Genomic DNA, 25,286 nt, shown 5'->3' with positions numbered 1-25,286 from the left:
CAGAGCCTCCGTTATTCAGCGGCGACGCCAGGCGTGGGCGCTGCGGGGGTTGCGGGGAGATCCATGCGCGACAGCATATCGCGCACCTGCGGGCAGCCGGCATTGGGATCGGGGCCAAAGCGCACTTCGCTTTCTTCCCAGACCGCATCCAGCGCTTCCAGATCGTTGGGGTCCACTTCGGGCTGTTCCAGTAGCTCGGCAACGGCCTCTTTGTCGGCTTTGACGCCAGCCAGCTGCAAAAGACCGGCGAACACAGCACCATAGGGGCTTTCACGGCGGGCTAGCCGCTCGCTCAGAGCCTCAAAGATATGGGCTGCGTCCGCCAGAGTTTCCTGTACTTCTGCAAAGGGACGCATAGCCAGGAATTCAAGCAACACCGGAAGGTGGTCGGGCAGTTCCGAAGTATGGGGTTCAAACCCACCTTCGCGGTAGGTTTCCAGCAAGGAGACCATCGCCCCGCCCCGGTCACGGCTTTCACCGTGCACATGCTCAAACAGGTTGAGGCTGAGGGTGCGGGAACGGTCAAAGAGCATCACGTATTTCTCTTCGAGATCGTAGATGTCCTCATCGCGCAGGGCTTCGACCAGTGGGCGCAGCGCGCGCCGCATGGCTGCGGTCATCCGGGTGTCGGAGGCGAGAACGCCTCCGATTTCCGGCATCGCTTCCTGCAGCTCCCGCGTGGGGTAGCTCAGCATCAGCGAGATGGCTTTGAGTGTGCGGTCCATTAACGTACCTCCTCAGGCATTCTCAGGGGTTTCTTGGAACCGCCAAAGAGCGAGCCCTTGCTGACACCGCTGGAGCAGCCATTGGTGTCGGTAAAGCCGCAGCCACCGCGCAGGTCATAGGCTTCTTCGACCTGTTCACGGTGGGTGGTCGGGATCACGAAACGATCTTCGTAATCGGCCAGCGCCATGATCTTGTACATGTCTTCGATCATGTCACCGTTGAGGCCAACCTTGGCGGCCACCGCCTCATCGCGCACACCGTCGATGGTTTTGGCGCGCATGTAGCTGCGCATCGCCATCATCCGCTCCAGCGCCAGGGCCACTGGCTCTTCGTCGCCTGCGGTCAGCATGTTGGCGAGATACTTGAGCGGGATCCGCAGGTTGCGCACGTCGGGCATTGCGCCGTCCATTCCAATCGCTCCGGCTTCAGCCGCATTCTGGATCGGCGAGAGCGGCGGGATGTACCAGACCATGGGAAGGGTGCGGTATTCCGGGTGCAGCGGGAAGGCCACTTTCCAGTCCATCGCCATCTTCCAGACCGGACTTTCCTGTGCCGCCTTGATCCAGTCCTCGGGGATGCCATCGGCACGGGCGGTCTCGATCACTGCCGGATCGTTGGGATCCAGGAAGACATCGAGCTGCGCATCGTAGAGATCGGTTTTGGCAGGCGCATTTGCCGCCTCTTCGATCTTGTCCGCATCATAGAGCATGACGCCCAGATAGCGGATCCGGCCCACGCAGGTCTCGGAACAGACAGTTGGGTTGCCGCTTTCAATCCGGGGATAGCACAGGGTGCATTTCTCGGATTTTCCGCTCTGCCAGTTGTAGTAGATCTTCTTGTAAGGACAACCGGAGACACACATCCGCCAGCCGCGGCATTTCTCCTGGTCGATCAGGACGATGCCGTCTTCCTCACGCTTGTAGATCGCACCCGATGGGCAGGAGGCAGCACAGGCCGGGTTCAGGCAGTGCTCGCAGAGACGGGGGAGATACATCATGAATGTATTCTCATATTCCCCGTAGATCTCCTTTTGGATGCCCTCGAAGTTGTAGTCCTCAGACCGCTTCGAGAATTCACCGCCCAGGATCTCTTCCCAGTTCGGACCTTTGTGGATCTTCTCCATCCGCTCGCCGGTGATCTTGGACCGTGGGCGCGCGGTGGGGAAGGCCTCCATTTCGGGAGCCGACTTCAGGTGGTCATAGTCGAAATCAAACGGCTCATAGTAGTCGTCGATCTCGGGCAGGTCCGGGTTGGCGAAGATATTCGCCAGGATCCGCCACTTAGAACCCTGCTTGGGCTGGAGCTTACCGCTACGGGTGCGCTCCCAACCGCCATTCCAGCGGTCCTGGTTTTCCCAGTCGGTGGGATAACCGGTGCCCGGCTTGGTTTCGACATTGTTGAACCAGGCGTATTCGACACCGTCGCGGCTGGTCCAAACATTCTTACAGGTGACGGAGCACGTGTGGCACCCGATACATTTATCGAGGTTCAGCACCATTCCGATTTGAGCGCGTACTCTCATTCTGCTGCCTCCTTCTGGGTCGCTTCGCGGTCGAGCCAATCGACATTCTTCATTTTCCGAACGACCACAAACTCGTCCCGGTTTGCACCCACGGTGCCGTAGTAGTTGAACCCGTAGGACTGCTGGGCATAGCCACCGATCATATGGGTCGGTTTCAGAACCGTCCGGGTCACAGAGTTGTGGATCCCGCCACGTTTACCGGTCTTTTCAGAGCCGGGCGTGTTCACGATTTTCTCCTGAGCGTGGTACATGAAGGTGGTGCCATCCTTCATCCGCTGCGAAACAACCGCCCGCGCTGTCAGAGCGCCGTTGGTGTTGTAGAGCTCGACCCAGTCGTTATCTACGATGTTCGCTTTCTTCGCATCATTCTCGGAGATCCAGATCACCGGCCCGCCCCTGTTCAGCGTCAGCATCAACAGGTTGTCGGAATAGGTGGAGTGGATACCCCATTTCTGGTGCGGCGTGATGAAGTTCAGGTGCAGCGTATCACCATCGTCCTGCACGTCCTTGTTGATCGTCTTCAGATCGACCGGAGGCCGGTAGGACATGAAGCCTTCGCCAAAGGCGCGCATCCACAAGTGGTCCTGATACAGCTGCTGACGACCGGTGAGGGTCCGCCATGGGATCAGTTCATGCACGTTGGTGTAGCCGGCGTTATAGCAAACATGCTCGCTTTCCAGACCAGACCAGGTCGGGGAGGAGATGATCTTGCGCGGCTGGGCAGCGATGTCGCGGAAGCGGATCTTTTCCTCTTCCTTCGGCAGCGCCAGGTGGGTGTGGTCCAGACCGGTGTTCTGGGACAAAGCATCCCAGGCCTTCACCGCGACTTCACCGTTGGTTTCCGGCGCCAGCATCAAGACAACCTCGGTTGCATCGATGTCGGTGACGATCTTGGCACAGCCCTTGGCGGGGCCGTCTTTCCACTCACCGTTCAGGTCGCGCAGATGCTGCACTTCGTGCTCGGTGTTCCAGTTGATGCCCTTACCGCCATTGCCCAGCTTGTCCAAAAGCGGGCCAAGCGCCACAAACCGGTCGTAGATCGCGGTGTAGTCCCGCTCTACCGGAATGTAGTTTGGCGCGGTCTTGCCTGGGATCAGGTCGCATTCGCCCTTCTTCCAGTCTTTGACCTGGTCCTGTGCCACTTCGGCCGGGGTGTCGTGCAGCAGAGGCAGCGCGACGATATCGGTTTCCTGACCCAGGATCTCGGGCGCCACTTCCTGCACCTTCTTGGCAATCGCCTTGAAGATTTCCCAGTCCGACTTGGACTCATAGGCCGGGTCCACAGCCGCCTGCAGCGGGTGGATGAAGGGGTGCATGTCCGAGGTGTTGAGGTCGTTCTTCTCATACCAGGAGGCGGTGGGCAGCACGATATCCGCATAGACCGCAGTGGTCGACATACGGAAGTCGATGGTGACCAAGAGGTCCAGCTTGCCGCGCGGGCCATCTTTGTGCCACTTGGCTTCTTTGGGCAGTTGACGACCTTCTTCGCCAAGATCCTTGCCCATCACACCGTGATCGGTGCCGAGAAGGTGCTTGAGGAAGTACTCGTGGCCCTTACCGGAGGAGCCCAGCAGGTTGGAGCGCCAGACGAAGAGGTTGCGCGGCCAGTTTTCGGGCGCGTCAGGGTCTTCGCAGGACATTTCCAGCTCACCGGATTTCAGCTGCTCAGCCACAAAGGCAGGGATGTCCTTGCCAGCGGCCTTGGCCTGTTTCGCCACTTCCAGCGGGTTGGTCTTCAGCTGCGGCGCAGAGGGCAGCCAGCCCATGCGCTCGGCGCGGACGTTATAGTCGATCAGGTTGATGTCCCAATCACCCTCTGGGCGGGTCGGAGACAGGATCTCTTCCGCTTCCAGGGTCTCATAACGCCACTGGTCGGTATGGGCATACCAGGCCGAGGTGGAGTTCATGTGGCGTGGCGGACGGCCCCAGTCGAGTGCGAAGGCCAGAGGCTGCCAGCCGGTCTGCGGACGCAGCTTCTCCTGACCCACATAGTGGGCCCAGCCGCCGCCGGACTGACCGACACAGCCGCACATCACCAGCATGTTGATGACACCGCGGTAGTTCATGTCCATGTGGTACCAGTGGTTCATCGCAGCACCGATGATGACCATGGACTTGCCTTCGGTCTTCTCGGCGTTCTGTGCGAATTCACGGGCAACGTGGATGATCTTCTCACGCGGAACACCGGTGATCTTCTCGGCCCAGGCGGGGGTGCCGGGCATCTCATCGTCGTAGTCCTTGGCAACCCAGTCACCGCCCAGGTTCCGGTCAAGACCGTAGTTGGCGCAGTAGAGGTCAAAGACGGTTGCGACTTTGATTTCGCCATCCGCAGTCTTCAGCGATTTGACCGGAATGTTGCGGGTCAGAACCTCGGGGTGGTCCGCATCGGTGGCGAAGGGCTCGGTGGCGTCGCCGCCGAAATAGGGGAAGTCCACGCCCAGGACGTCATCATGGTCTTCTTCCATGATCAGCGACATCTTCAGGTTGGTCTCAGCCTCTTTGGCCTTCTCTTCCAGGTTCCATTCGCCCTGCTCGCCCCAGCGGTAACCGATGGAACCGTTCGGAGCGACCAGACCGCCAGAGGTCTCATCCCAGGCAATGGTTTTCCATTCGGGATTGTTCTCTTCGCCCAGCTTGCCGTCCAGATCGTCGGCGCGCAGGAAGCGGCCCGGAACCAGGCGACCGTCTTTTTCTTCCAGCTTCACCAGCATGGGGAAGTCAGAGTACTTGCGGCAGTAGTTTTCAAAATACTCGGCCTGACGGTCGAGGTGGAATTCGCGCAGGATCACGTGGCCGAATGCCATGCCCAGCGCCGCGTCGGTGCCCTGTTTGACGTTCAGCCAGACATCGCCAAACTTGGCGGCTTCCGAATAGTCGGGGCAGATGACGGCGGATTTGGTGCCGCGGTAACGCGCTTCGGTGTAGAAGTGTGCATCCGGTGTCCGGGTCTGCGGCACGTTGGAGCCCCAAAGGAGCAGGTAGCCGGCATTGTACCAGTCAGCGGATTCCGGAACGTCGGTCTGCTCACCCCAGATCATCGGCGAGGCTGGCGGAAGATCGCAATACCAGTCGTAGAAGGACATGCAGACGCCGCCCATCAGCGACAAATAGCGCGAACCAGCAGCGTAGGAGATCATCGACATCGCAGGGATCGGCGAGAAGCCGAAGATGCGGTCGGGACCGTATGTCTTGGTGGTATATGCGTTGGCTGCGGCGGTGATTTCGGTGGCCTCGTCCCAGGTGGCGCGGACAAAACCGCCCTTACCGCGGGTCTCAACATAAGAGGCGCGCAGCACCGGGTCGTTCTGTAGTTTGGTCCAGGCTTCGATCGGGCTCATGGTGGCGCGCATCTTGCGCCAGGTCTTCAGAAGACGGCCGCGCACCAGCGGGTTTTTCACCCGATTGGCGGAATAGAGATACCAGCTGTAGCTGGCGCCGCGGGCACAGCCGCGCGGTTCGTGGTTTGGAAGGTCAGGACGCGTGCGCGGGTAATCGGTTTGCTGGGTTTCCCAGGTGACGATGCCGGATTTCACGTAGATCTTCCAGGAGCAGGACCCGGTACAGTTCACCCCGTGGGTGGAGCGCACGATTTTGTCGTGACGCCAGCGGTTGCGATATGTGTCTTCCCAGTCGCGGTTCTCACGTGTGACCTGACCGTGGCCATTGGAGAACTGTTCAAGTTCTTTGGACTGAAGGAAGTTTAGCCTGTCGAGCAGATGGCTCATGGGGTCTCTCCTTGGATTGGCGGGCTTGCCCCGGCCGGGCGGGCGGCCGGGGCTGACGAGCTATTAAGGGTTCTTGATGTAGGCGCCGGGGCGCAGGTAGAACCACCAGTTGATCAGGATGCAGACGCCGTAGAAGACTGCGAAACCGTAGAGTGCATACTCAGGGGTCGCGGCTTTGATCTGCTCACCGAAGACTTTCGGGATGATGAAGGCGCCATAGGCAGCAACTGCGGCGGTCCAGCCCAGAACCGGGCCAGCCTGCTCTTTGTTGAAGGCAACCGCGATGGTCCGGAAGGTCGAGCCATTGCCGATACCGGTTGCAGCAAAGAGGATCAGGAACAGCGCCATGAAGGGGAAGAAGTACTGTTCAGGAGTTGCCGAGACATAGGCCTGCTTGAGGAAGTAAGCCACACCCAGAGCAGAAGCGACCATGATGATGGAGATCCACTGGGTCACACGGGCGCCGCCCAGTTTGTCTGCAATCATACCGCCAACAGGACGGATCAGCGCGCCGATGAAGGGGCCCATCCAGGCATACATCAGGGCCGAAGGACCATTGGGGTTCACGGTGTCATGGGTCATCAGGCCATCAACTTCGATGTGGCTGAAACCAAAGACCACTTTGATTGCCAGAGCAAAGGTCGCCGCATAACCGATGAAGGAACCAAAGGTCATGGTGTAGATCACGGTCATCGCCCAGGTGTGCTTGTTGCCGAAGATCTGGTACTGGCGGGTCAGGTTCTGACCAACCTGGCCGGGGATCAGTTTCAGCATGAAGACGGTCAGCGCGATCACGATCGGCAGCACGATCCATTTGGAAATCATGAAGCCGGAACCGCCAACCTTGGCGGGCAGCATCAGCCACAGGCCGATAGCAGCAGCGACAAAACCAATCAGCAGCATGAAGGTGATGGTCGAGAAGGCGCCAACGGGGTTCGGGATGTCGGGGCTGACGTGCTCATCGCGGATATTGTTCATACCGAACCAACCCGCAAAGGCCAGTGGGATCAACAGCAGCAACCAGACATAGCCTGCGTTGTGGATATAGGTCTCGGTGCCTGCGGGGATCTTGCCGATCAGAGTACCCGAGGTGTTTTCCAGGATCATTGGCTCGCCGCCAAACAGACCAAAGGTCATCACCAGCGGGATAACGATCTGCATGGTGGTCACACCAAAGTTGCCCAGACCCGCGTTCATGCCCAGCGCATAGCCCTGTACCTTCTTGGGGTAGAAGAAGGAGATGTTGGACATCGAGGAGGAGAAGTTACCGCCGCCGATACCGGAGAGGAAGGCGAGGATCTGGAACTGCCACAGCGGGGTATCCGGGTTCTGCAGCGCAAAGCCTGCGCCAGCCGCCGGGATCATCAGAAGGGCTGTGGTAAAGAAGATGGTGTTTCGACCACCCGCGATACGGATGAAGAAGGTCGACGGAATACGCAGGGTCGCACCGGTGAGGCCCGCGATGGCCGCCAGGGTGAACAGCTCGGACTTTTCAAAGTCAAAGCCGAGGTTGATCATCTGAACGGTGATGATGCCCCAGTAGAGCCAAACAGCAAAGCCGCAGAGAAGCGAGGGGATCGAAATCCACAGGTTCCTGGTGGCAATCGACTTACCGGTCGAGGACCAAAAGGCCTCATCTTCCGGTGTATAGTTTCTTAGGTCTTGTCCCACTTGGTTTTCTCCTCAGATTGAGGTTGCGGCGGGCCGGGATACGGCCCGCCAGAGTTTGAATTCAGGATTTCTGTGCTTCGGGGTGCTTGCGGTTCCACTCCTCGACCACAGCCACCGACTGAGCGAGAGCGTTGTTGGCGCGTTCAGCGCGCACCCGCAGCAGATCCAGAGAAGCATGTTCGAAGTTGGCGCGCTCTTCCTCTTCCTGGGCTTCAGAGAAGCGGACGAAGAAGGCCAGAACCGAGGCACAGGCGACAGTCACGCCGATCACGAAGAAGACGTCGTTCCATTCCATGGCACCTTTGAACAGGAAGCCTGCGGCGACAGCACCGGCGTTACCGCCCGCACCCACCACGCCGGCAACGGCGCCCAGGGCTTTCTTGTTGATAAAGGGAACCACAGAGTAGGTGGCGCCTTCGGCCATCTGAGTGAAGAGCGAGAAGATGATCAGCATCGGCAGCGCCAGGAAGAGCACCTGCATCTGGCTGAAGATCATCAAGGCACAGCCTTCGCCCAGGAGCACGATGAAGAGCCAGAATGAGCGGCCCTTGAGGCCCCAGAGAGCGCCGAAGTTATCGCCGAAGATACCGCCCAGGGTCCGGGCGAAGATGTTCATCAGACCGAATGAGGCCGCCACACCGCCCGCAGCCACCAGGCTCAGGTCGAAGTAGTCATAGAAGTAGAGGGCTGCGACGTTGTTGACGGTCAGCTCGATACCGAAGCAGGCGCCGTAGATCAGGAAAAGGATCCAGACCCGGTAGTCGGCCATGGCCTTAAAGTAATCGGCGGTCACCGATTTTTTCGGCGGCAGTTTACCCTGCTCGCGCAGTTCCTTGTAGTTCCCCTCAGGGGCATCCTGAGTCAGGAAGTAGTAAGCGATACCAACCACGAAGATCACACCGCCAACAACCATCATCGACAGGCGCCAGCCAACCGCGTCAGAGAAGCCGAAGCCAACAACGAACATCGAGAAGACCATCGGCATGGCGAACTGAGTGACACCGCCACCAAGGTTACCCCAGCCCGCCGATGTGGCGTTTGCGGTGCCAACGACGTTGGGCGCGAACATCACGGTGGTGTGGTACTGGGTAATCACGAAGGCCGCGCCGATCACACCGATGAAGAGGCGGAAGAACAGGAACATCTCAAAGCTGTCTGCCAAGCCGATGCCCGCAACGGGGAAGGCGCCGAAGATCAACAGATATGTATATGAGAGCCTGGGCCCGATCCGGTCGCAGAGCCAACCGATAAAGAAGCGGGCAAAGACTGTCACCGCAACGGATGCAATGATCGACCAGCCGACCTGTGATTTTGTGAGCTGCAGCTCATCGCGAACGATGATCATCAGCGGCGCAATGCCGAACCATGCAAAGAAGCAGGAGAAGAATGCAAACCACGTCATGTGGAAGGTGCGGATCTGCACCATCTTGACGTTGAAGAAATTTCCCCAAAGGCTTGTTGCCTTATTTTGGATTTCCATCGGTGTCCCTCCGAATTTGACGAACAACCCGCAATGCGGGCTTTGCAGGGAGAGGTGCCCCTTGTGGTTCGGAAAAAGATTGATCCAGATCAGGAAATCCGGGAAAATCAGCTAAAATAAACGCGTTACTCAAGAATGTCAGCTTACCCAGAAGTGCAGATCAAGCAGTTTTGCCGCAGAGATCAAGCGAGCAGTTGACATTTATCAATTGAATGCGCGATTTACGCATAAACGAAAACTAAGCTGGTGACGCTAGGCATGCCCGATTCACATCTTCCCGAGATCCGGGCCCTGCATTTGTTTTCGGACATGGAAGAGGAGAGTTTTCAACGCTTGGTGCGTGCCTCCTATGTGCAGAATTTCCCGCCGCAGATCGAATTGATCTCAGAGGGCGATCCAAGTGACTTTCTCCATATTCTTCTGACAGGATCGGTTGACCTGTTCTCGACTTGGAATGATCGCGAAACCAGCATGGCAACGGTGCGCCCGGTTTCCACCTTTATCCTGGCCGCAACAGTCAAGGATGCGCCCTATCTGATGTCCGCGCGCACGATGGAGAAAAGCAGGATTATGCTGATCCCCAGTCAAGATGTGCGCGACGTCTTTGAGATGGACACCAAATTTGCCCTCTCGATCGTGGATGAGCTGGCCAGCTGCTATCGTGGCGTGATCAAGAACACCAAGGATCTGAAACTCAGAACCTCGCTGGAGCGCCTGGCCAATTACCTGCTGCGCCAACAGGTCCGCGCCGGTGGCGGTGAGACATTTGAACTGGAAACCGAAAAGCGTCGTCTCGCCTCTGTGCTGGGCATGACCTCGGAAAACCTCTCACGCGCCTTCAAGGGGCTGAAACCCTATGGGGTGGAGGTGAAGGGCAATAAGATCACGATCCGCGATCAGGAAGATCTGATCGGTTTTGCAAAGCCAAATCCGCTGATCGATGGGCGTACACAGCCATCCACCCCCTAGCCTTTTGGTTTTCTGTCTTTGGGTCTTGTCGACGCGGCCTCTTTTGACCCGTGTAGGGCTGGGGTTTGTTTGTCTCCCGTGGCCTCTCTTCGCTGGTCAGACTCCATTCAAGGCCTGCCGCTCACTATTGGCGACAGATTTCCAGCTGGGCCCGTAGCCCTCTTTGCCCCATCTCATAGTGCAAGCTACCACCGTGCTGCTCGGCAACCGTCGCCACAATCGTCAGCCCAAGGCCAAATCCATCAATTGCCCCGGTATTGGCCCCGCGCCTGAAGGGGGCAAGCACACGCTCTATTTCTGCTACGTCCAACTCTGACCCCTCATCCTCAACCTCGATCACGGCCATTTCACTGTTGGCCTCCAACGAAACATGGGCGCGTCGGCCATATTTGAGGGCATTGTCGATCAAGTTGCAAAGGGCGCGTTCCAATAGAATAGGTCTTGCGGTGACCAGGATACGTCGGGTTTCCGTCAGGTTCACCTGCGCGGCTCTTGCGGAGAACAAGGAAGCGCCCCCCTGGATCGGTGCCATCGATGCTGCCGCCAAATCTACCGGGCGACCCAGATCCTGATAATCCGCCACCACGGCCTCAACCAGCGCCTGCAGGGAGATCTGGCGGGGCTCTTCAACGCTCATCTCAGAGCGTGTATAGGTCAGCACGCTTTCGATCATACCCGTCATGCTGTCGATATCCGCTTCTAGTTTTCCCCGCAGTTCCTGATCGCTGATCAGGGCCGCACGCAGGCGCAGACGTGTTGCCGGGGTACCAAGATCATGGCTCACCCCCGATAGAACCGCTGCGCGTTTGCTGAGCTGGGTGCGTGCTTTCTCCAGATGACCATTCACCGCATCCACAATATCGCGCAGCTCAGCCGGCCCATCGCTGGAGTAATTATCCGGCGCACCAAAACGCCGATCCTGGCGAAGGGTTCTGGCAAAGCTCTCAAAGCGGGCGGCGATACCAGCGGATTGGCTCAGCAAAAGCATCAATGCAACCAGCGCCAGGATCACTGCTGGAAGGCGCAGATCGTTAGGAGCAGCATCGCAGCTCCAGACCGCGTCCCCTGTCACCAATCGCCATTGGCCTGCACCAATCCGGGCAAAGACCCGAGGGCGACTGCAATAGCGCGCTAGCAGCTGCGTCACCTTGCCCAGTTTTGCAGCCGGGCTGCTGTCCTGCCCCGCAACAAGATCCGAAACCGCATAGCGCATGTTATCCGAAAGGATGACCAAGCGCAGATCTTCGCCAACACCGCCCGGTTGCGGCCGATCCAGGATGGAAACATTGGTGGAAAAGACCGCGCCTCTAACATCAGGCGGTACGGGTTGTCCTCCCTGCACCGCAGCTGTCTCGGACTCTGGCGACCTCAAGACGCCAAGCGTGACTCCGCGCGGCAAGGGGGCGTGATACAAAAGACTATTGTAAAGCAGCACTCCAGCCAGTTCGCTGCGGTTCAGATGGGCCTGCCAGGACCGTTCCGAATGGAACCAAAGCCCCGCAGAGAGAAGTCCGGTTGCAAAAGCCACCAAGACCCAGACCCAAGCCAGGGAGCGCAGAGGCAGGGATCCGCTCACCCTGCTTCCTCCGTTTCGACATCAACAGAGAAGATGTAGCCGACCCCACGCGCGGTGCGCAGCATCTGCGGCTCCTTGGGGTCAGCCTCGATCTTTGAACGCAAGCGCCCGACCAGCATATCAATCGCCCGCCCCGATCCTTCGGTGGGACCAGCCCCTTCGCGTTCGACATCCAGTGCCGCATGGATCTCTTCCCGCTTCAGCGGAATATGCGGACTGGCCAGAAACACCTTGAGCAACTCACGTTCACGCTGCGACAGCGCCACCTGATAGCCCTGCGGCGAAAGCACCTCTCCGCGTTTGGCGTCAAAACTCCAGCCACCGAAGCGAAAGATCGCAGTCTTGCGCCGATAGACAAGCGAAGGGCTGCGACGCGCCCTTTGCAGCACCGCCTTGACCCGCGCCAGCAAGAGCTGCGGATTGAAGGGCTTGGCGATATAGTCGTCGGCACCGACCTCATAGCCGGCCATGCGCTGATGATCCTGCGACAGAGCCGAGACCAGAATGATTGGCACCTCCTGCTCTGTGCGCAGCTGGGCGCAGATCTTGATCCCGTTTTCAGCGCCCAGCATCACATCCAACAGGATCAGATCTATGCGACCGGCTTCCAGGTGGCTGCGAATTTCGGCCTCACTCTCGGCAGGCAACGCAATAAAGCCGCTTTGCTGCAGAAACTGGGTCAGCATGCTGCGGGTCTCTGCGTCGTCGTCCACCACAAGAAGTCGGGGAATCGCCATGTTCAGTTCTCTATCCTAGATCTCTGCCACCTCACCTTCGACAGAGGGGCTTTGGTAGTCTTGCAGATCAATCTGCACCAATTTCAAGTGGCAGGTAACAAGTTGTAACGGAACCTTAGGATTTCTGCCCATCAGGACCCGCTTTGCCGGTTTCAACCATTGCGACAACAGCAGCTCTGAGCGCAGGTTAACCTCAATGCCGCCCGGAGGAGGTCGGCACCCTGAAGAAACTTGGGAGGAAGATTCCAATGAAAATGACTTTGTTTGCTGCCGCATCCAGCCTGGCGCTCAGCGCCGCGACCCTGGCGCAGGCCGGCCCACAGGCAGAGGTTCTGCACTGGTGGACATCCGGCGGTGAGGCCAAATCCGTGGCGGTGCTGCAGGAAGAATTTGCCGCCAATGGTGGCACCTGGACAGATATGCCCGTAGCCGGTGGCGGCGGTGATGCGGCCATGACTGCGCTGCGTGCCCGTGTCCTCTCTGGCAATGCACCAACCGCTGTGCAACTGAAAGGCCCCGCGATCCAGGAGTGGTACGAAGAAGGCGTCCTGGCCGATATCTCCTCTGTTGCCGAGGCCGAAGGTTGGGACAAGGTTCTGCCCGCCTCCATCGCCGCGCATATGAAATGCGAAGGCCAGTGGTGCGCCGCCCCCGTCAATGTCCACCGTGTCGATTGGCTCTGGGCGAATGCTTCCGTGCTGGAAGCAAACGGCATCGCCATGCCCACCAGTTGGGAAGAATTCAACGCCGCCGCAGATAAGCTGCAGGCCGCTGGCATCATCCCCCTGGCGCATGGTGGCCAGGCCTGGCAGGATGCCACGGTCTTTGAGGTTGTCGCCCTGGGTATCCTTGGTGCTGAAGACTTCCAGAAAGCCTTTGTCGAACTGGATCAGGATGTGCTGACCGGGGACAAGATGGTCGCGGTCTTTGACCAGATGCGCAAGATGCGCGGCTATGTCGATGCCAATTTCCCCGGCCGCGACTGGAACCTGGCCACCGCCATGGTGATGAACGGTGAGGCCGCCTTCCAGATCATGGGCGACTGGGCCAAAGGTGAATTCCTGGCCGCTGGCAAAGCACCGGGCGAAGACTTCCTCTGTGCCTCTGCGCCGGGCAATGGCTTCCTTTATAACGTGGACAGCTTTGCCATGTTCGACGTCGATGGCAGTGACAAACAGGAAGGCCAGTCGCTTTTGGCAAAACTGATTGTTGGTCAGAACTTCCAGAAGGTCTTTAACCTCAACAAGGGGTCGATCCCGGCGCGCACCGATGTGGCCATGGATGAGTTTGACAGCTGCGCGCATCTCTCCGCTTCAGAGATGACCTCCAGCTCGAAGGATGGATCGCTCCTGCCCAGCTATGCCCATGGTATGGCGCTGCGTGGCGCCCAGTCCGGTGCAATCACCGATGTTGTCACGGCGCATTTCAATTCGGACATGTCTTCTGCAGATGCGGTAAAGATGTTGTCTGAAGCCGTAGCAAACTCGCTATAATCGCCTGACCTCTCCCAAACAGGTTGCTCCGTCCCATTCATTCTGGGACGGAGCGCTGACGACATAAAGGGCCGATCTCATGGTCACTTGGTTTGAAAACCAGATCCCGAAAGTGGTTCTGGCACCCTCCTTCGTTGCATTGCTGATCTTTGTCTACGGCTTCATCGGTTGGACCGCCTGGGTCTCTTTAACCCGCTCCCGCCTGCTGCCGAAATACGATCTGCATGGCACCATCCAGTACAAGAAACTCTTCTCCTCCCCTCGTTGGGACACAGCGATGGAGAACCTGCTGGTTTTTGGCGTCCTTTTCATTGTCATTTCAATGTGCCTGGGACTGCTGCTGGCGATCCTGTTGGATCAAAAGATCCGTGTTGAGGGCGCTCTACGCACGATCTACCTCTACCCCATGGCGCTGTCGATGATCGTGACCGGCACCGCCTGGAAATGGATCATGAACCCCGGCCTCGGCATCGAAGCCATGGTGCGCAGCTGGGGTTTTGAGAGCTTTTCCTTTGATTGGGTGATCAACCCTGACATGGCAATCTATGCCATCGTGATCGCCGGTGTCTGGCAGGCCTCTGGCTTTGTCATGGCGCTGTTCCTGGCGGGGTTGCGCAGTGTTGATGGCGAAATCATCAAGGCCGCACAGGTTGATGGCATCCCAAACTGGCGGATCTATAGCGCGATCATCCTGCCTTCGATGGCCCCGATTTTCCTCTCGGCCTTTATCGTGTTGGCTCATCTGGCAATCAAGAGCTTCGATTTGGTCATTGCCCTTACCGGTGGCGGCCCTGGCTATGCCACGGATCTGCCCGCCACCTATATGTACGCCATGGCCTTTTCGCGCGGCGATCTGGGACAGGCCGCCAGCTCTGCCATGGTGATGATGGGCGTCGTCTTTGCCATCGTAGTGCCCTATCTCTACTCTGAACTGAGGGCGAAACATGACTGATTTTGCGCCAATGTCTCCCGCTGCCACCCAAAACCGCAACTCTGATGTCCAAAAACTGGCGCTGCGCTGGCTGCTCTTTGCCATGCTGGGTCTCTTTGCGCTCTTTTACCTGATGCCGCTTTTTGTGATGGTTACAACCTCGCTTAAAAGCCTGGAGGAAATCCGCACCGGTAGCCTTATCGCCTTCCCGCGTGAGCTGACATTCGAGGCCTGGCGCACCGCCTGGTCTGGTGCCTGCACTGGCATCAAATGCGAAGGCCTGCAGCCCTATTTCTGGAATTCCGTATTGATTGCGGTGCCCGCTGTTCTTCTCTCCACCGGTCTGGGAGCGGCCAATGGCTATGTCATCGCACAGTGGAATTTCCGCGGTGCCAACCTGATCTTCTCGCTGATGCTCTTTGGCTGCTTCATCCCCTTTCAGGTGGTGCTGTTGCCAATGGCGATGATGTTGGGAAAGATGGGGCTGGCCGGAACCATTCCGGGGCTGATCCTGACCCATGTGATCTATGGTTTGGGCTTTACCACCCTGTTCTTCCGCAACTTCTATGTCACCATACCCGCAGATCTGGTCAAAGCGGCCAAGGTTGATGGGGCCGGTTTCTTCCGCATCTTCTGGTCGATCTTCCTGCCGCTCTCTCTGCCGATCATCGTTGTGACGGTCATCTGGCAATTTACCCAGATCTGGAATGACTTCCTCTTTGGTGTCTCCTTTAGCCAGGCGGGCACGCAGCCTGTCACCGTTGCGCTGAACAATATCGTCAACTCCACCACCGGCGTGAAGGAATACAACGTGGATATGGCCGCAGCCATCATTGCCGCCCTTCCTACGCTGCTCGTCTATGTCGTTGCTGGCAAATACTTTATCCGCGGTCTGACCGCGGGATCCGTGAAAGGATAATCCCATGGCCCCGATCCTGGATATCAAGAACCTCTACAAGAACTATGGCGCGACAGAGATCCTGAAAGACATCAATGTCGCCATCGAACCAGGTGATTTTCTGGTTCTCGTCGGCCCCTCGGGCTGCGGCAAGTCCACGCTGTTGAACTGTATTGCCGGGCTGGAGCCGATCACCGGCGGCACAATCGATATTGGCGGTCGGGACATGACCCATGTCAGCCCCAAGGACCGCGATATTGCCATGGTGTTCCAGTCCTATGCACTCTACCCCACCATGTCGGTGGCCAAGAACATCACCTTTGGCATGAAGGTACGCGGGGTGGATCAGGCCACGCAAGAGCGCAAGCTGGCGGAGGTAGCGGCCCAGCTGCAGATCGAACCCCTGCTCAACCGCCGCCCCGGTCAGCTTTCAGGTGGGCAGCGGCAGCGGGTGGCCATGGGCCGCGCTCTGGTGCGTGACCCCAAGCTCTTCCTCTTTGATGAGCCACTTTCTAACCTTGATGCCAAACTGCGGGTCAGCATGCGCAGCGAAATCAAGAAACTGCACCAGAACCTTGGTGCCACCATGGTCTATGTGACCCATGACCAGATCGAGGCGATGACCCTGGCGACCAAGATCGTGGTCATGAAAGGCGGCGTGGTGCAGCAGATCGGCACGCCCGCAGAGATCTACAACCACCCAGCCAATCTCTTTGTTGCGGATTTCATGGGGTCGCCTGCAATGAACCTGATCCCGGCCCGCACCCGCCGCAATGGCAAAGCCCTGCAGATAGAGATTGAGCGCGCAGAAGGTGAACCAATGGTTCTGGAGGGTGAACACTCCGGAGAGTTGCCTGCAGATATCATCCTTGGCCTGCGCCCCGAGGACATCGCCGAAGCGGGCTTCCGCAGTGGTCAAAAGGTCCAGGCAGCCGAGTGCCGCATCGATCTGGTAGAACCGGCCGGCGCCGATACCTATGTGGTCTCGGAACTGGGTGGACGCCAGGTGACGGCGCGGCTCCATGCGGAGACCAAGGCGCAGCCCGGTGCGATGCTGGATCTGGCCTTTGACCTGGGCAAAGTGTCATACTTTGCGCCGGATACCGGCAAACGGCTGAATTGAACCAAGCGCAAGTGAGAGAAATGACACGGATCGTTGCAGATGTAGGCGGCACCAATTGCCGCCTCGCGCTGTCATTCGCGGATGGCACAATTGGCACCTCTCGCCGGTTTGCCAATGACGACTATGCCAGCTTTGACACATTGGTTGAGGCCTTCCTCACACAGGAAGGTCACCCCAAGGCAAGCGAGATGGTTGTCGCAATTGCCGGACCTGTGGCGGGGCAATCCGGTCGTCTTACCAACCGGGACTGGCATTTTGACAGCAAGGCGCTAGGCACGCGCTTTTCCCTCAGGACGCATCTGATGAATGATCTCGGCGCGCTTGGTCATGCATTGCCGCATCTATCCGATGCGTCTTTGCTGCATGTAACTGAAACGGATGCCCCAAAATCCAAACATAGCGGCCCCCAGCAAGCTCTCGTGGTTGGGATCGGAACCGGTTTCAACGTCAGCCCGGTCTTGATCACGGATCAGGGCGCCTCGCCACTTGGTGCGGAGGCAGGTCATGTGTCCCTCCCCTTGGAGGTCTTCCAGGCTTTGCAAGCTCAACTGCCAGAGGGCGCAGCGGGTTTTCCAACTGTGGAAGATTGCTTCTCAGGACGGGGCTTTGCTGCCCTCTACAACCGCCTCCAGCCGTCTTCCCCGGCGCTCAAAGGGCAGGAAATCATGGCGCTGCAGGACCTTCCCCAGGTGCAGGAGTTCCTGACCTTCTACGGTGAGCTGCTGGCACGGCTGTGTCGAAATCTGCGGCTCGCCTATCTCCCTGCAGGGGGCATTTACTTTGCCGGGACCGTTGCCCGCAGCCTGATGGAAAACACCACCGCGCGGGATAGTTTTGTGCGCACTTACACCCCGCCCGACAAAACCTGCCCAAATGTCCAGGCGCCTGTTTTTTGCATAGCAGAAGACGCCGCTGCCCTGCGTGGCTGTGCCTCTGTCACTCTGGGCTAGCTTTCAATGACAAAGGTTCACTCGGCTCAATTCAAGCTTTGATCTTTGGTTTTCGTCCTGAATCTCAGCCCTAGGCTTCGGCGGCGCCGCTCTTTTCCGCCAGTTCCCCCGAGACCCATTCGAGTGTGAAACGATAAGCGATGCCCAGCACCAAGGGCGTCGCGATCAAGAGCGTGGCGATCACGCCAAACAGCGCAATATCTCCCGCGCCTTTCTGCATCGCCATGACCTGCATCTGGAGAAACGCAGTCAAGGGGAAGGTGAAACTGGCCCAAACCGGGCTCCAGCCGCCACGGATCAACCAGGGGGTCAGAGCCAGCAATAACAGGGCTACCGCGTTGGAAAACCAGTAAAACCCCCAGAAACCACCTTCCACCCCTAGCAGGCCAAAACTGATCGCAAAGAGGCAATTTGGCGAGAGGAAGATGACCAAAGAGGGGCGCATCGCTTCTGGAGGGCGGGTTTTGCCAAGGCGCAGGGTCAGCCCCAGAGAAATCACCACATGTGCAACCAGGGCAGCATAGGTCAGCACAATACTTTGCCAGACGTAGCCCAGTGGAATGCCTGCAATCGGGCCAACGATCGGTCCCACAAAGGTCAGATATTGAAAGGGAGAGAAGCGGCGCGTGGCAGCGGGCTCTCGCCAAAGGGACCAACAGACAACCGCACTGGCCGCAATCTGCAGAATAACCCCACTCCACCAGACCTGTGGAACAGAAACACCCAAGGGCAGCAGGGCCGCAGCCAAGAGCATCATGCACATCGCGCTGGCAGCAACTCCGGCGCGTGCCGGTGCCCGCTTCATATCATCAAAGATGACGGTGGGACGTACGGCGAGTTTGGCCAGATACAACACCAGGAACCACAGGAAGTATGCCGTAGAAAACCCCAGCAGCAGATCCCCGATTTCATGGGCGATCGGCAGGATCGTTGACGCATTGCGCCAGCCCAGGCCCAGCCCCATCAACCCCAGACAAACCGGAAAAACCGCAGGAGGCGTTCGCCGCCATAGCGTCGTTCTCTTCACTCTTGCGTCCTGTTCCGTGCTTCTTTCACCTTTCTGATTACAATTCCCGCTCGTATCTGTCCACCTTGGCCCACTTCACAGCTGCGCTAGGCGCCGCCTAGCGAAGAGGCGCCAACTTTTTCCCGTGGCTTTCCTTTTGTTTTGGCAAGACTGGGTGCAAATCCCAAGAAAGAGAAAGAGCTCCCAGTTTCCTTGGTTTTTCTCGCGGAAGGGTGACCCCTCCAAAGCCTATCCCCTGCGCCCTTCTCTTTCACGAGAAGGGCGTTGTTGCGGGCCGGTCTTCTTAGCCATGCTGTTGATTGCCAATGTGTAGGGGGGAGTGCTGCTTTTGCGGGTGCCAGTGCAGGTTATCAGCTGGGCAACGCAATTCCCATTGCGTCTGATCCGCTGCCAAATGACGCTGAAACAAACCCCGGTTCACGTGTTTATCACAGGTCATAAAGAAAGGGCGATAGCGCCTGCCATCCTCCCTGCATCGGTAGCCTCCTCCCGCAGTTTTGGCCTGATAACCGAAGGATCTGAGCAGGCGACCCAAACCCAATGGGGAGAGCGACATCAGATGCTCTCCCCCCTGATCAAAGGCAAATTCGCAAAGACCCGCAACAACCAATTTGGTCGCGGTTTCCATGTGTTCAGCTGCCCAAGAACTCTGCCGCGCAAAGCCAGTGTTGGCAGAGACAAAACGGGTGCATTCCCAAGTGCTTGCTGACTCTGGGTAGGTCTGCAGCAGATCCTTGGGTATTGCGTCGATCTTTCCATCGCGGGCGTCTTTCAACATATAGCTCCACTCGCCCCATTGGGAATTACACGGGGCTGCGCGCGCACCCGCGATCACTGCTCCATTGGCGCGAACGACGGAATAGACCGCTGTGGGATTGTCATATTGGTCCTCTTCCACCTCGCTGTTGTGTGGGATCTGCCACCCAAGTCCGTCCACGAGGACTCGCTTACGAAGCCCCAGGAATTCTCGATAGACCGAGCCGTGTTTGTATTGGTCCAGATAATTGAAAACATGTAGTTGCATGGCACTCTCCAAAGTTCAGCGCCATTTTGTTGTTGCAACCATGCGAAGAAATCAGGAAGGCTCAGATTAGCCCGTTTTTTATCACTTCTGATATAAGTTGAGCGATTGTTCTTGTGTTTGTCAGCTGAAACGCCAGTTGACGCCGCGCCCGAACCGTTTCGATCTTAATGCTGAGGATCTCAGCAATTTCCTGGTCCCTTGCGCCACTGACCATAAGCGCCAATACATCTTTGACACGTTCTGGCAGGCCAAAATCCCTCCCCTCTCGGGGTTTGGATAGCAAAACCGCAAGCCCCCGCAGGGCCGCATCTGCCATGCGCAATTCCTGTTCGTTCCAAGGGCTGCCAGAGCAGCTCAGCACAGAGATTTGTCCGTCAATACGTAGGGACAGGGTATTGCCATGACGCAGACCAAAGAGCGCCGCTTCATCAAAGAAGGTTTTGGATTCTGGATAGAGTTCCTGCAACTGCTTCCAAGTCACATGTCCAGTCCGGCTCAGGCCAAACTGAACCGTCGGGTCGGTCTGAATGAACAGCCGCTCAACGTAGCGTGCAACCCAGGCCTTAGAATATGTAGATTTTACGTAATGGGGTTCAAAACCAATAAACCCAAGACCAACAGAATAGCCGACCTCCGAAAGGTTGCTCAGGACCTTGAACAGGCTGTTTTGAAGTTCTTCCGCCATAGGTCACACAGGCGGGTAGGGAGGGGTCGTGTTCGTCATGTTATCTGATTGGATGCCACATTTGCAGCCACCTGGGCAAGACAGAGAACCATAGCGACAGATTTTCTCGGCCCAGGCGAAAGCCAAAGCCGCACGGAATATTTGTGCGACTTTGCGTTCTGATCCAAGGGGAAGAGTTTCTCCTAGTTGGCCTGCGCCAAGTTTGGCGTTTGGATTTCCACCATTCTGGGTCCAGGAACACCTTGCGCCTGTTGCAGGGCCTCGGACACCATGTGTGGGTCCGACTTGATCCGTTGAAAGGGCATGCCGCAGGAGCGCGCCACAAATTCAAAATCCGGCGGCGTCGGATCGCAGCCAACGACCTTTACATCAGCATCCTGCATAGAGGTGGCGATTTCCTGATAGCCGTGGTTGTTCCAGATCACAAAAGTGATGGGCAGTTTCTCATCCACCGCACACATCAATTCAGGCAGGCTGAACTGCGCGCCGCCATCCCCCACGATACAGATAACGGGGGCTGAGGGATCCGCCAAAGAGGCACCAATCGCCGCCGGGATACCATAGCCCAGCGCACCAAAGCCTGTGGCTGCGTTGAACCAGCCTCCGGGCCGATCATGATCATAATAGAGATTGCCCGCGTAGATCGGGTAGACGGAGTCTCCCACCATCAAGGCCTCTGGGACCGCATCCCGCATCGCGTCTAGAACCTCGCAGGCCGCTCTCATATCTGCGCCGATTTCCTCCATCGCGCCCGCGCGTGCTTTGGCAGCGCGTGCAGAACCTTCGCCCGCCGGGTCATTCCCTTCCAGCAGAGACAGAAGAGCACTCGTCACCTCGGCGGCATCCCCCTCGATTGCGATCTCAGCCTCATGGCGGGCCAGTTGGTCGGGGCAAAGATCGACCCGGATCAACCCCGGCATCCGTGCCATGGTGCCTGTAGCATACATGTCAAAATCGGTCTGGCCGATTTCGGTCCCCAGCGCCAGCACCAAGTCAGCGCCCTCTATCAGAGTGCGCACCGCTGCCAGGCTGGGGCTGGCGGGCACCCCTAGGGGATGCTCAAACATCAGGCCGCGCGCGTTTACCGTCTGGACTACGGCGGCATCCAGGCGCTCTGCCAGCGCCTGAACCAACGCCCGTGACTGCCGCACGCCGCCACCCGCCAAAATGACTGGCGCCTTGGCAGAATTGAGTTTTTGCGCAGCCTGCGCCAGAAACTCTGCATCGGCCTTCGGCGTAGTCTTGCTCCCTTCCGACAGAGCGCTACCAGCAAACTCTTGCCCAGCGACGTCCAGCGGCACCTCAATATGGGTTGGTCCCGGCCTACCGGAGTTGAAGGGGCCAAAAGCGCGATCCAATGCGGGTAGCAGATCAGAAGATCTTTCCAGACGTTCAGAATGCAGCGCAACGGTCTGCGCCAGCGCCAGCTGGTCAGGAAGCTCATGGAGATGCCCCAGGCCTTTGCCTAGGCTCGCCACTTGATTGACACCAGAGACAACCAGCATCGGCACGCTATCAGCTCGGGCCTGTCCCATCGCTGTCAGGGTATTGGTCAGCCCCGGCCCAGTGATTACAAAGGCAACGCCAGGCTTGCCCGAAACCCGCGCATAGCCATCTGCCATAAATCCGGCCCCTTGCTCATGGCGTGGGGTGACATGTTTGATCCCGGACTCTGCAAGCCCGCGATAGAGTTCGATGGTATGGACACCGGGAATGCCAAACACAGTGTCGACACCCCTCTCAACCAACTGAGCGACCAGTGCTTCACCTATGCTTTTCATGTCAGTTCTACCTCGAGTGATTTTGCATGGGCGGTGATCCGGTCCAGGGCTGCGGCAAAGCTCTCTTCGTCTACCGTCAAGGCCACCCGAACCCAGTTGCCCACGGTGTCGCCAAAAGAAGAACCAGGCATGACCGCAACCTTGCCCCGCTCCAACAGATGCAGCGCGTATTCATCGCCATTCATGCCGGTGGCAGAGACCTCGATCATGGCAAACATCCCCGCCTGCGGTCTGTGAACCTTCAGCTTTGTCTCCGCTGACAGACGTTCATACAGTCGCTCCGCCCGTGCGGCATAGCGGGACGCCATACCTGCAGCCACACTGGAGCCTTCGCGAATGGCCAATTCCGTCATATCCGCAATGAAGGGTTGGTTTCCAAAGAGCATCGTCTCGGAAAAGGGTAAGAGAGCATCGGTAAATGCCTCTGGGCCGATGCACCAGCCACTGCGAAATCCCGGTGCTGCATGCGATTTGGACACCGATGAGACAACAATGACGCGCTCCGCGAGCTTTGGGTCAGACAGTGGAGAGACAAACTCCGCCCCGTCAAAGACCAGCTCGGCATAGACCTCATCGGAAATGATCCACAGGTCATGTTCCAGGGCCAGCGCGCCAATCTCCTCGATATCCGCGCGGGTCAAAATGGATCCGGTGGGGTTATGGGGCGTTGTCAAGAGAATGGCAGAAGTGCGAGGCGTGATCCGCTCCGCAATATCGCGGGCAGAAATACGAAACCCGTTTTCCGGCCGCAATGGAACCGGCACAACATCGGCGCCACTGGCGCGTACAACCCCCTCATAGGTCGCATACATCGGATCTCCGATTAGAACCTCGCAACCCGCCTCTGCTACGCCCATAAGCACCGCAAAAAGCGCTGTCTGAGTGCCAGGAAAGCACAGAACCTGATTGTCGCTGATCAGCTGACCGGTCTGGTTTGAGTAATGCTCTGCCAGTGCGGCACGCAGCCCCGCCTCTCCGCGTCCGTTCGAATAGGTGGTTCGCCCATTGCGCAGCGACTGAACACCCGCTTCGATAAGTTCAGAAGGGGCCGCGACATCAGGTTCCCCAATTGTCATTTCGACAATGTCATGCCCCTCCGCGACCAGTTCCTTGGCCTTGAGGTAAACCTCCCACTTTGCCCCGCCCAAACCGGCAAGACGCTTTGTGATCGCAGTCTGCTTCATGACAGGCTCTCCTCTGCTCCAGTCACATTCCATCTTTCAAAGCTTGATCAAAAGCGGATTGCCCAGCTTTTGACAAAACCTCACCCCCTTACACCCGCAGGATCCTTGCCAGGGCAGCGTTCCCGCCCTTCTCCCCGACATAGCCAGCAGGGCTGCAAGAGGTCTACGCGCCTTATTTATACATTTGTATAATTACTCAAATTCCCTGTTACAAGCAGATATTTCCCCCACCCAAACAGATAGCCCCCTCAGCTCACATCGGTCCGATGAGCGCAAAAGCAGCAAAAAAGGCAAATCTGACTCACATATTTTTTGCGCAGATTTGTTTCGCTATTCTGCGCGCAGAATAGTTTCGGAAGGTTTTGATGCCTGCAGCCCTAATCAAACGGATGGAAGAAGTGATCGCTTCTATCGAGCAGCAAATCACCCTGCTCGAAGCCCAGGACTATGCTGCTGACGACCTTATCGAAGCCTGCGAAGCCAAGTTACGGGCCGCAAAAGAACACCTTGAAAAAATGACCTCTGCAAATCAGCAGTAGCGTGGTTCTCTCTGCCAGAACAAACGAAGGCCTTCTACATCTTGTGATCCTAAGCCGTGGGTTTGATCATCCTGAGGACAAGGCATCGAACAGCTTCCCGCGCGCCTTACAAGAGGCATCAATTTTTGATGTCTCAGGAAAGACAGAAACGCGCTGAGTCTGACATCAGCACCTAGCCAAAAGCACTACCACGAGAGCCTGAACAACGTCACACCCGCTGATGTCCACTTCGGGCGGGACAAAGCCGTTTCCAAAAGCGAGAAGAGATCAGATGTAAGACGCCCGAGGCGCACCCTTTGCTTTGCTGCAAACGCGCCTCATTTTCAGTCCAACCAGGTGGGCCGAACCTTCTCTCAGCTTAGGCCGCCATTGGTTCTAAATCTCCAACGACAGATTACCCAAGGCCGGGAACACCCCGGGGGTTCTAGTCCCGAATGAAGCGGCATATCTGGACGGCTCAGTGGCCCACAGTCAGTTAGGAATGCGCGCTGTCAAAACGATGTTTCGTGATCCTTGGCAACAGGTCACCAATGGATGCACAGTCTACCTTCATGAAATCTTCTGACGCTTCTGTTGTGCCGCCCAGTCAAATCTAGAGCGGCGGGCGCGTCATCGGGTATTCCTAATAGGCTAGCCCTCTTCCTGCTCGATGCCATATTTGGAAAAGACCTGCCCCTGCAGCATGAAGAAGCCAAACATGGCGACCGGCAGGCCAAAGGTTTTAAAGTAGACCCAGCTATCCGTGCTCATGGTGCGCCATATCGCTTCATTGGCGATGGCCAGGGAGAGGAAAAAGAAGCACATTCTGCGGGTCAGGATCATCCAGCCTTCCTGTTCCAGCGGCATCAGTTCTTCCATCACAACTTTGAGATAGCTTTGTCCCCGCAAGAGACCAATGCCCAGAATGCCACCAAACAAAAGGTAAATCAGCGTTGGTTTGATTTTGAAGAAGCGCTCATCGTTGAACCAGACCGAAAGCCCGCCAAAGATCACCACCAGCACCAGCGTCGCCAGCTGCATCCGCGAAAGATGCCCGGTAAGTCGCCAGAGCGCGAAAGTCGACAGGATCATGAGCGGAATGAACCCTGCAGTTACCACGATGAACCCATCGTATTCCTGCCCGCCAATCAGAAATACCTCATCACGCAATTTGAGGTAGCCAACAAAGAACAGGGCCACGGGGCCAAGTTCCAGCAGCATTTTCAGCGTTGGATTGATCTTCTTCTCAGCCATTGGGGCTCCTCA

Annotated in this window: 20 protein-coding genes; 7 read left to right on the top strand and 13 right to left on the bottom strand. The window is 57.6% G+C overall.

Annotation, left to right across the window (positions count from 1 at the left end):
- Window positions 1–11: 11 nt before the first annotated feature.
- The 5 genes from narJ to RSK20926_RS15390 form a co-directional block, all read right to left on the bottom strand.
- Complete coding sequence (gene narJ / locus RSK20926_RS15410; protein WP_008208093.1) at window positions 12–725, bottom strand: nitrate reductase molybdenum cofactor assembly chaperone; 714 nt, start codon at window positions 723–725, stop codon at window positions 12–14.
- Window positions 725–2,248 carry a nitrate reductase subunit beta gene (narH, locus tag RSK20926_RS15405; protein WP_008208092.1) on the bottom strand — a complete coding sequence of 508 codons (1,524 nt, stop codon included), beginning with the start codon at window positions 2,246–2,248 and terminating at the stop codon, window positions 725–727. Before narH ends, narJ begins: the two co-directional genes overlap by 1 nt.
- Complete coding sequence (locus tag RSK20926_RS15400; RefSeq protein WP_008208091.1) at window positions 2,245–5,973, bottom strand: nitrate reductase subunit alpha; 3,729 nt, start codon at window positions 5,971–5,973, stop codon at window positions 2,245–2,247. Before RSK20926_RS15400 ends, narH begins: the two co-directional genes overlap by 4 nt.
- Window positions 5,974–6,036: 63 nt before the next feature.
- A complete protein-coding gene (locus RSK20926_RS15395; RefSeq protein ID WP_008208089.1) occupies window positions 6,037–7,644 on the bottom strand; it encodes an MFS transporter in 1,608 nt (535 codons plus the stop codon).
- A 61-nt stretch (window positions 7,645–7,705) separates the two neighbouring features.
- Window positions 7,706–9,124, bottom strand: a complete 1,419-nt coding sequence (locus tag RSK20926_RS15390; RefSeq protein ID WP_008208088.1) for an MFS transporter — start codon at window positions 9,122–9,124, stop codon at window positions 7,706–7,708.
- Window positions 9,125–9,382: 258 nt separating this feature from the next.
- Between RSK20926_RS15390 and RSK20926_RS15385 the strand changes: the two genes are divergently transcribed.
- Complete coding sequence (locus RSK20926_RS15385; RefSeq protein WP_008208086.1) at window positions 9,383–10,093, top strand: cyclic nucleotide-binding domain-containing protein; 711 nt, start codon at window positions 9,383–9,385, stop codon at window positions 10,091–10,093.
- A gap of 124 nt (window positions 10,094–10,217) precedes the next feature.
- On the opposite strand, the gene RSK20926_RS15380 is transcribed toward RSK20926_RS15385, so the two are convergent.
- Window positions 10,218–11,669, bottom strand: a complete 1,452-nt coding sequence (locus RSK20926_RS15380) for a sensor histidine kinase (protein WP_008208085.1) — start codon at window positions 11,667–11,669, stop codon at window positions 10,218–10,220.
- A complete protein-coding gene (locus RSK20926_RS15375; protein WP_008208084.1) occupies window positions 11,666–12,406 on the bottom strand; it encodes a response regulator transcription factor in 741 nt (246 codons plus the stop codon). Before RSK20926_RS15375 ends, RSK20926_RS15380 begins: the two co-directional genes overlap by 4 nt.
- 248 nt (window positions 12,407–12,654) lie before the next feature.
- Here RSK20926_RS15375 and RSK20926_RS15365 point away from each other — a divergent pair, with 248 nt between their 5' ends.
- The 5 genes from RSK20926_RS15365 (at window position 12,655) to RSK20926_RS15345 (ending at window position 17,801) form a co-directional block, all read left to right on the top strand.
- Window positions 12,655–13,899, top strand: a complete 1,245-nt coding sequence (locus tag RSK20926_RS15365; RefSeq protein WP_008208083.1) for an ABC transporter substrate-binding protein — start codon at window positions 12,655–12,657, stop codon at window positions 13,897–13,899.
- Window positions 13,900–13,978: 79 nt separating this feature from the next.
- Complete coding sequence (locus tag RSK20926_RS15360) at window positions 13,979–14,851, top strand: carbohydrate ABC transporter permease (RefSeq protein ID WP_008208082.1); 873 nt, start codon at window positions 13,979–13,981, stop codon at window positions 14,849–14,851.
- Window positions 14,844–15,749 (top strand): carbohydrate ABC transporter permease, encoded by a 906-nt coding sequence (locus tag RSK20926_RS15355; RefSeq protein ID WP_008208081.1) that lies wholly within the window; start codon window positions 14,844–14,846, stop codon window positions 15,747–15,749. The genes RSK20926_RS15360 and RSK20926_RS15355 overlap by 8 nt, the downstream gene beginning before the upstream one ends.
- A 4-nt stretch (window positions 15,750–15,753) precedes the next feature.
- A complete protein-coding gene (locus RSK20926_RS15350) occupies window positions 15,754–16,851 on the top strand; it encodes an ABC transporter ATP-binding protein (RefSeq protein WP_008208080.1) in 1,098 nt (365 codons plus the stop codon).
- A 20-nt stretch (window positions 16,852–16,871) separates the two neighbouring features.
- Window positions 16,872–17,801 carry a glucokinase gene (locus RSK20926_RS15345; protein ID WP_037255326.1) on the top strand — a complete coding sequence of 310 codons (930 nt, stop codon included), beginning with the start codon at window positions 16,872–16,874 and terminating at the stop codon, window positions 17,799–17,801.
- A 70-nt stretch (window positions 17,802–17,871) separates the two neighbouring features.
- Here the strand turns inward: RSK20926_RS15345 and RSK20926_RS15340 are convergent, their stop codons facing one another.
- The 5 genes from RSK20926_RS15340 to RSK20926_RS15320 form a co-directional block, all read right to left on the bottom strand.
- Window positions 17,872–18,828: a hypothetical protein gene (locus RSK20926_RS15340; protein WP_157133143.1), complete on the bottom strand. Its 957-nt coding sequence runs from the start codon at window positions 18,826–18,828 to the stop codon at window positions 17,872–17,874.
- Between the two features lie 283 nt (window positions 18,829–19,111).
- The gene (locus RSK20926_RS15335; RefSeq protein WP_008208076.1) at window positions 19,112–19,852 is read right to left on the bottom strand and encodes an acyl-homoserine-lactone synthase; all 741 of its coding nucleotides are present in this window, start codon (window positions 19,850–19,852) and stop codon (window positions 19,112–19,114) included.
- Between the two features lie 61 nt (window positions 19,853–19,913).
- Window positions 19,914–20,537: a helix-turn-helix transcriptional regulator gene (locus tag RSK20926_RS15330; protein ID WP_008208075.1), complete on the bottom strand. Its 624-nt coding sequence runs from the start codon at window positions 20,535–20,537 to the stop codon at window positions 19,914–19,916.
- A 182-nt stretch (window positions 20,538–20,719) separates the two neighbouring features.
- Complete coding sequence (locus RSK20926_RS15325; RefSeq protein ID WP_008208074.1) at window positions 20,720–22,318, bottom strand: 5-guanidino-2-oxopentanoate decarboxylase; 1,599 nt, start codon at window positions 22,316–22,318, stop codon at window positions 20,720–20,722.
- Window positions 22,315–23,502, bottom strand: a complete 1,188-nt coding sequence (locus RSK20926_RS15320; protein WP_008208073.1) for a pyridoxal phosphate-dependent aminotransferase — start codon at window positions 23,500–23,502, stop codon at window positions 22,315–22,317. The genes RSK20926_RS15325 and RSK20926_RS15320 overlap by 4 nt, the downstream gene beginning before the upstream one ends.
- A 365-nt stretch (window positions 23,503–23,867) precedes the next feature.
- On the opposite strand from RSK20926_RS15320, the gene RSK20926_RS22895 reads away from it, so the two are divergent.
- Entirely contained in the window at window positions 23,868–24,041 is a 174-nt protein-coding gene (locus tag RSK20926_RS22895; protein ID WP_157133142.1) for a hypothetical protein, read from the top strand.
- A gap of 630 nt (window positions 24,042–24,671) precedes the next feature.
- Here RSK20926_RS22895 and RSK20926_RS15315 read toward each other — a convergent pair.
- Window positions 24,672–25,274 (bottom strand): inner membrane-spanning protein YciB, encoded by a 603-nt coding sequence (locus RSK20926_RS15315; RefSeq protein ID WP_008208070.1) that lies wholly within the window; start codon window positions 25,272–25,274, stop codon window positions 24,672–24,674.
- Window positions 25,275–25,286 lie beyond the last annotated feature (12 nt).

It is taken from the genome of Roseobacter sp. SK209-2-6 (genome assembly GCF_000169455.1).
Taxonomy (GTDB): domain Bacteria; phylum Pseudomonadota; class Alphaproteobacteria; order Rhodobacterales; family Rhodobacteraceae; genus Pseudophaeobacter.
The sequence above is the reverse complement of the archived record's forward strand: the minus strand, read 5'-3'. Positions and strand labels throughout refer to the sequence as shown.